The sequence below is a fragment of the Pseudomonas sp. 1 genome, from assembly GCF_056626735.1.
The window spans coordinates 1-1,169 of the sequence record NZ_JBWXMQ010000046.1 but is presented as its reverse complement, the minus strand read 5'-3'; the positions used below and the strand labels follow the sequence as shown (position 1 = coordinate 1,169).

Below are 1,169 nucleotides of genomic sequence, written 5' to 3'. Positions count from 1 at the left end.
GCCGGCAGCGGTGGCCGGAACACCACCTCGGCAGGGATCACGCTGAAGGTATTGCGATAACCCTGGGTGAAACCGTCGGTGTCTTTCGCATCGCTGGTGACCGATTCTTCAAGCACCTGGGGCTGACGCCCCTCGTGGGAAACGCTGAGCAACAGCCACAGGTCGTTGCAGTGTTGGCGCGGGTGTTCGGCCAGTTCAAAGAGATGGCCGCTGCGCAGGTTGGCTTGATCGCTCTCTCCTTCACCCAGCTCATAGTCGGCGCGAGAGCGCTCCAGCGCCTGCCGTGCGAGCTGCTTGCCGCGTCTTTCGTTCTCGATCAACAGCGGATAGCGGTAATCCTCCAGCACCGGAGTGAAATCGGCGGTAAAGCGACTCTCGACCAGCAGGCTCGGGCGCTTGAGGTCATAGTCGCGGCGCACGACCGTGCTGGTGCGGGTGCCGGTACGAATGCTGAAACGGCTGACCACCGGATGCTCGGCCACCATGCCGGAGTCCTGCCGATAGGGCGTGGCGCCGAGCTTGGGTAAAAACACCTGGTCATCGGTAAATACCAGCAGATGCCCGTCCGCCGAGTGCTGGTGATGCCAGGCGATACCGTCCTCGGCGCACAGGCGCTGGATGAACTCCAGATCGGATTCGCCGTACTGGGTGCAGTAATCACGGGGCGGATTCGCCGCGACATGAAAGCTGAAGGCATCCGCTTGAATGCCATGCCCCTTGAGCACCTGCGCGATGATCTGCGGCACCGTACGCTGCTGGAAAATCCGCTGATCACGACTGAACTGCAAGTAGTGCAGCGCCGGCACCAGTGTCAGGTGGTAGCGGGTCAGACGCTTGCCCGACTCACCCGCCAACACATCCTCGATATGCCCGTGAATGCCTTCGCCGTTGTGGCCAAACTGCAGAAACGCGGGCCGGGCAAGCAAGCTTTCCAGATCGAAATCCGGGTGTTCGCTGACCAGTTCAATGTGAATGCCGTAGAGGGTGCTGATCGCTTCGGTGCCGCTGAAGGCCAGGACCTTGAAGTCGTGGCGGATCGCAGGAATCTGCAACACGAAATGCGCCGCATTGGCCGACCGGAACATACGCTTATCCTTAAGCAAAGAGGAAAAGAGCGCGATGTCCAAACCGTCCGTGGTTCGTGCTCGCGAGAATTGGCGGGCACGCTA

The 1,169-nt window shown here is 60.8% G+C and carries 1 protein-coding gene; it reads right to left on the bottom strand.

Features of this window, described 5'->3' with window-relative positions; genetic code table 11:
* The coding region (tssI, locus tag AC1MDC_RS28620; RefSeq protein WP_480394186.1) for a type VI secretion system tip protein TssI/VgrG at positions 1-1,085 on the bottom strand (1,085 nt) is incomplete at its 3' end.
* Positions 1,086-1,169 lie beyond the last annotated feature (84 nt).